General features: G+C 69.3%; 4 protein-coding genes and 1 pseudogene. 2 read left to right on the plus strand and 3 right to left on the minus strand.

The genetic code is table 11. From position 1 onward, the window contains the following. A partial coding sequence (locus I55_RS35395; RefSeq protein WP_199902581.1) for a chorismate-binding protein occupies positions 1-825 on the minus strand: 825 nt, incomplete at its 3' end. 184 nt (positions 826-1,009) lie between these two features. Here I55_RS35395 and sppA point away from each other — a divergent pair. Together sppA and I55_RS34450 are read left to right on the plus strand one after the other, a co-directional pair. Beyond that, the gene (gene sppA / locus I55_RS13375) at positions 1,010-2,812 is read left to right on the plus strand and encodes a signal peptide peptidase SppA (protein WP_044561079.1); all 1,803 of its coding nucleotides are present in this window, start codon (positions 1,010-1,012) and stop codon (positions 2,810-2,812) included. Positions 2,813-2,955: 143 nt separating this feature from the next. Further along, complete coding sequence (locus I55_RS34450) at positions 2,956-4,062, plus strand: hypothetical protein (RefSeq protein ID WP_083901084.1); 1,107 nt, start codon at positions 2,956-2,958, stop codon at positions 4,060-4,062. Here I55_RS34450 and I55_RS13385 read toward each other — a convergent pair whose 3' ends face one another. Then, on the minus strand, positions 4,063-4,824 hold the full coding sequence (locus I55_RS13385) for a TlyA family RNA methyltransferase (RefSeq protein WP_044561080.1): 762 nt from the start codon (positions 4,822-4,824) through the stop codon (positions 4,063-4,065). Beyond that, positions 4,824-5,869: pseudogene (locus tag I55_RS13390) on the minus strand (transketolase C-terminal domain-containing protein); the annotation flags it as partial. The gene I55_RS13385 and the pseudogene I55_RS13390, both read right to left, overlap by 1 nt.

The following is a 5,869-nucleotide window of genomic DNA, read 5'->3' on the forward strand; positions in this document are numbered from 1 at the left end:
TTCCATCCGGCCCCAATCCAGCAGGGCGGAGAACGGCGCGGCGGCCCGGCCGCGCAGACGGGTGTACAGGTCCAATGGCGTCACGCCGGGCGCCAGCCGGCCCAGGAAACGCTGGGTGATGTTGGCCTGGTAGATGTCGCCGGCGGCGATGTAGTCCACCGTGCGGGCCACCGCCGCCTCATGGCACCGCCGGCTCCACCCGGCACGCCAGCCGGGTGCCGTCAGGAGGGGCCCCTCCCCACCCGTCGTCGCCTCCGCCGGGCTGGCCAGCAGATCCCGCCATGCCCGCGCCCGTGCCATCGCCCGCTCCGCCCGCCGCCCGGCATCCGCTTCCGGCAGGCCGGAGGACAGGATCCAGGCCCGGCCCCGTATATGATCGATGGCGACGATACAGTCGTACAAGCCGACCGCCATGTCGGGCAGGCCGGCGCCCTCCGTCCGAGGCCGGGGCAGCGTCTCCAGTTGGCCGCCCAGTTCATAGCCCAGGAAGCCCACGCAGCCACCCCGGAAAGGGGGCAAGTCGGCCGGGGGCACCCCGTCCCCCATCAGCGCGGCGCCCCGTCCCACCAGAATATCCAGGACGGACAGCGCATCGCCCGGCACGGGCCGGCCATCCACGGTCACGGCATCATCCGCGCACTCAACCCAGGCGTAGGGGTCGGCACCAATGTAGCTGTAGCGGGCGCGGTCGGCGTCGGCCGCGCCGCCGTCCAGCAGGAAGGGGCGGGGCAGGTGCGCCAGCCGGGCGTAGGCCGCCACCGGATCGGGCGGCGGCAGCTCCAGCGCGACGATGCCGCCCGGTGTCGTGGGGTCATGGGGGGTCATGACGGCGGACCTTACGCCTTCCCCCCGGCCGCCGCCAGCGCCGGCCTCGGCCTAAAGGCGTGGACATCAAGATACACAAAAAGGAAGGGTCCGCTTCGGCGGCCCTAACCCCCGGCCGCCTTGGCAACACGCACGCGCTGTGGTGGTATGGCGGCCGGATTTTACGGCTTCCAGGGACCGCTACATGCGTTTCATCGTCCGTCTGTTCGCCCTTATCGGCCTGTTCGGCGTGCTGCTGACGGCGGGATTGATCCTGCTGGCCATCAAGGCGAAGGACAAGCAACCCACCCTGCCCCAGGCCGTTGTGCTGGAATTCAACTTCGAACGGCCGCTGGCGGAAGCGCCCGGTGAGGACGGATGGTCCAGCCTGCTGTCCAGCCGCCACGGTAGCGTGCGCGAGGTCATCGACGCCCTGGAGCAGGCCAGCCGCGACCCCAAGGTGAAGGGCTTGGTGGCCAAGGTCGGCAACGCCAGCCAGGGTATCGGCACCACCCAGGAACTGCGCGACGCCATCACCCGCTTCCGCGCCACCGGCCGCTTCGCCTACGTCCATGCCGAGAGCTTCGGCGACGCCGGCAGCGGGATGAGCCCCTACTACCTGGCCAGCGCCTTTGACCAGGTGTGGCTGCAGCCCGTGGGCACGGTGGGCATCACCGGCATCGCCGTCACCCAGACCTTCTTCCGCGGCACCCTGGACACCATCGGGGTGCTGCCTCAAATCTCCAAGCGCGCCGATTACAAGACGGCGGCCGAGATGTACGCGGAGAAGCAGGCCACCCCCGCCAACCGTGAGATGACGGAAAGCCTGGCGGGCGACCTCTATGACCAGATGGTGCTGGGCATCGCCGACGGCCGTCACCTGGGGCCCGACGCCGTCAAGACGGCCATCGACCACGCGCCCCTGCTGGACACCGAGGCCCTGGCCGACAAGCTGGTGGACAAGCTGGGCTATTTCGATGAGGTGGAGAAGGCCGCCACGGAGCGGGCGGGCGGCAAGGCCGCCGGTGCCGACACGGTGGACCTGCTGACCTACGGCAAGATCGCCGGCTCCGCCTTCAACCAGGGCCCCACCGTCGCCCTGATCGTGGGTGAGGGGGAGATCGTGCGCGGCGGCAAGGACAAGGGGGCCTTCAGCGACGAAGCCTCCTTCGCCGCCAACCGCATCGCCGATGCCTTCGACAGCGCCATCGGGAACGCCAGCGTGAAGGCCATCCTGTTCCGGGTGAACAGCCCCGGCGGCAGCCCCGTGGGATCGGAGGTGGTGCGCCATGCCGTGGACCGGGCCAAGGCCGCCGGCAAGCCGGTGGTCATCTCCATGGGCGATGTCGCCGGTTCCGGCGGCTACTGGGTGGCCATGGACGCCGATCGCATCGTGGCCCTGCCGGGCACGCTGACGGGATCCATCGGCGTGTTGGGCGGCAAGTTCGTGGCCAAGGGCCTGGCGGACAAGCTGGGTATCGGCGTGGATCAAGTGAGCCGCGGCGCCAACGCCACGATCTGGAGCCCCGCCAGCCCGTACACGGACAGTGAGGCGGCCCGCCAGGACGCCATGCTGGACGCCATCTACGCCCAGTTCACCGACGGCGTGGCCAAAGGCCGCAAGCTGGACATCGAGAAGGTGCGCCAGCTGGCCAAGGGCCGTGTCTACACTGGCCGGCAGGCCAAGGATCTGGGTCTGGTGGACGCGCTGGGCGGCTATGACACCGCCCTGCAGCAGGTGCGCCAGGTGGCGGGCATCCCCAGCAACGCCACCCTGCGCATCGTGCAATTCCCCAAGCCCAAGAGCGGCTATGAGATGGTGCTGGACCTGCTGAACGGCAGTGCGGTGTCACAGGTGGCCAGCGCCGCTGAGGCGCGGGGCGCGGAAAAGGTGCTGGCCGACTACGGTCCGCTGCTGGACGTGGTGCAGCCCATGGTCCGCGCCGCCCGCCGGCAGGACCAGGTGCTGATGATGCCGGACCTCAGCGTCAACAACCCCATCCCCTGATACCTCCGCATGGACACACCCCCGGCCAGATCCCTCTGGCCGGGGGTTCATTTTATGCTGGCATGTGCGACAAATCGTCACCATTTGCTGCTCTAACCTGACGGCCCAAACCCGAAGGACCACAACAAACAGGCCCCCTTGTCATGGACTTCCTTGCCGACCCGAGCATCTGGCTTGGGCTTCTGACCCTCGTCTCCCTGGAGGTCGTCCTCGGCATCGACAATCTGGTCTTCATCGCCATCGTCGCCGACAAGGTGCCCCCGGAGCAGCGCAACCGCGTGCGCTTGGTGGGTCTGTCGCTGGCGCTGGTCATGCGGCTGGCCCTGCTGTTCTCCATCTCGTGGATCGTGACGCTGACCCAGCCCCTGTTCAGCGTGGCGGGCTTCTCCCTCTCGGGCCGGGATCTGATCCTGGTCCTGGGCGGCGCCTTCCTGCTGGCCAAGGGCACGATGGAGCTGCATGAGCGGCTGGAGGGGGCGGCGGCGCATCAGCGCCGGCCAGCCACGCCCGGTGCCACCGCCTTCTGGCGCTCGGTCGTGCAGATCGTGCTGCTGGACGCCGTGTTCTCGCTGGACAGCGTCATCACGGCGGTGGGCATGGTGGACGACCTGCCGGTCATGGTGGCCGCCGTCTGCATCGCCATGGCGGTCATGCTGGTGGCGTCCAAGCCGCTGATGGCCTTCATCTCCCGCCACCCCACCGTCATCATCCTGGGCCTGGGCTTCCTGCTGATGATCGGCTTCAGCCTGGTGGCCGAAGGCTTGGGTCTGCACATCCCCAAGGGCTATCTCTACGCCGCCATCGGCTTCTCCATCCTGGTCGAGGCCGCCAACCAGATTGGCCGGCGCAACAAGGCCAAGCCCCAGGCCGCCGCCCCGGGCGAGCCCACCATCGCCGCGGTGATGACGCCACGCGACGCCGTGGAGTGGGTGGATTTGGCGGCCGGGCAGGAGGATGTGCGCGACGCCGTGCTGGCCTTGCGCCACAGCCACGTCATCCTGGCCCGCGATGGCCTGGACACCGTCCTGGGCTTCGCCGCCAGTCACGAGCTGGTGAAGCGGGTGATGGCGGGCGACATGATCGACGGCGACGACGCCTTGGCCCCCGTGGTGGCGCAGCCGGATCAGTCGGCGCGATCCGTCCTGGCCCTGCTGCGCGACATGCGGGCGGAGATAGCCCTGATCATGGACACCCAGGGCCAGGTACTGGGCGTCGCCACGCCCGCCGACGCCCTCAAGTTGTTGGAATAGTTAATCCCGGCGGGCGCCGATCAGGAATTCCCGGTTGCCCTCCGGCCCCAGGATGGGGCTGGGGTCCACGCCCAGGACGGTCCAGCCCGGGCGGGCGGACAGCCACGCGGCGACGGTGTCGCAGACCTCCTGGTGCAGTTCGGGCTCGCGCACCACACCGCCCTTGCCGACGCGGCCCTTGCCCACCTCGAACTGCGGCTTGATCAGGGCCACCAGCGTGCCGCCGGGCCGCACCAGATCCAGGGCCGCCGGCAACACCGTGGCCAGGCCGATGAAGCTGGCGTCGCACACCACCATGCCAATGGGGTCAGGGATGACCTCAGCCGTCAGATGCCGGGCGTTGGTCTTTTCCATGACCACCACGCGGGGATCGGTGCGCAGCTTCCACGCCAGCTGGCCGTGGCCCACGTCCACGGCGTAAACCTTGGCGGCACCGCGCGTCAGCAGCACATCGGTGAAGCCGCCGGTGCTGGCACCCACGTCAATGGCGGTGATACCCGTTGGATCGAAACCGAAATGATCCAGGCCATGCACCAGCTTCAGCCCACCACGCGACACCCAGGGATGATCCTGGCCCTTCAGGGTCAAGGGCTTGTCGGCGGGGATGGTCTGACCCGGCTTGTCGATGCGCAGGGTATCGGCATAGACCAGGCCCGCCAACACCAAGGCCTGGGCGCGGGCGCGGCTTTCCACCAGGCCCCGTTCCACCAGGGCCTGGTCCACCCGGATTTTGCCGACCTTTTTGGCGGGAGCCTCGGACATCAGACGCTCGGCGTCCGCGCCGCCGCCTGACTGCCCAGCGCCTTGAGCACGGTATCGAGGATGCCGTTGGCGTTGAGGCCGGCCTCGTCATACTGCTTGGCCGGGTTGTCGTGTTCCTGGTAGCGGTCGGGCAGCACCATGGGGCGGAACTTCAGGCCGCGGTCGAACAGCCCCTCCTCCGCCAGGAACTGCATCACCTGCGCACCGAACCCGCCCACCGAGCCTTCCTCGATGGTCACCAGCACATCGTGCCCCACCGCCAGCGTGCGCACAAGGTCCCGGTCGATCGGCTTGGCGAAGCGCGCGTCCGCCACCGTGGTCGACAGGCCCCGCGCCCCCAGGTCCTCCGCCGCCTTGCACGCCTCGCCCAGGCGCGTGCCCAGGCTCAGGATGGCGACGGTGTTGCCCTCACGGACGATCCGGCCCTTGCCGATGGGCAGGACCTCGCCCTTCTCCGGCATGTCCACACCCACGCCCTCGCCACGCGGATAGCGCAGCGCGATCGGGCCGGAATCGTAGGCGACCGAGGTCGCCACCATGTGCACCAGCTCCGCCTCGTCCGCCGCCGCCATCACCACCATGTTCGGCAGGCAGCACAGGTAGGCCAGGTCGAAGGCCCCGGCGTGCGTGGCGCCGTCCGCCCCCACCAGGCCCGCCCGGTCCATGGCGAAGCGCACTGGCAGGTTCTGGATCGACACGTCGTGCACCAGCTGGTCATAGCCGCGCTGCAGGAAGGTCGAATAGATCGCCACGAAGGGCTTGTACCCTTCCGTCGCCATGCCGGCCGCGAACGTCACCGCGTGCTGCTCGGCGATGCCCACGTCGAAGGTCCGGGTGGGGAAGGCCTGACGAACAGGTCCAGGCCCGTGCCCGACGGCATCGCCGCCGTGATCGCCACCACCTTGTCGTCGGCCTTGGCCTCCTTCATCAGGCTGTCGGCGAAGACGCGGGTGTAGGTCGGCGCGTTCGCCTTGGCCTTGGCCTGCGCACCCGTCACCACGTCGAACCGGCCCACCGCGTGCAGCTGTCGGCCGCGCTCCGCCGA

Origin of the sequence: Azospirillum sp. B4 (assembly GCF_000333275.1) — a bacterium.
Taxonomy (GTDB): Bacteria; Pseudomonadota; Alphaproteobacteria; order Azospirillales; family Azospirillaceae; genus Nitrospirillum.

What these genes read in the sequence shown, in the direction of transcription:
- sppA (WP_044561079.1), top strand. Translation starts at nt 1,010, where the DNA reads ATGCGTTTCATCGTCCGTCTGTTCGCCCTTATCGGCCTGTTCGGCGTG.
- I55_RS34450 (WP_083901084.1), top strand. Translation starts at nt 2,956, where the DNA reads ATGGACTTCCTTGCCGACCCGAGCATCTGGCTTGGGCTTCTGACCCTC.
- I55_RS13385 (WP_044561080.1), bottom strand. Translation starts at nt 4,824, where the DNA reads ATGTCCGAGGCTCCCGCCAAAAAGGTCGGCAAAATCCGGGTGGACCAG.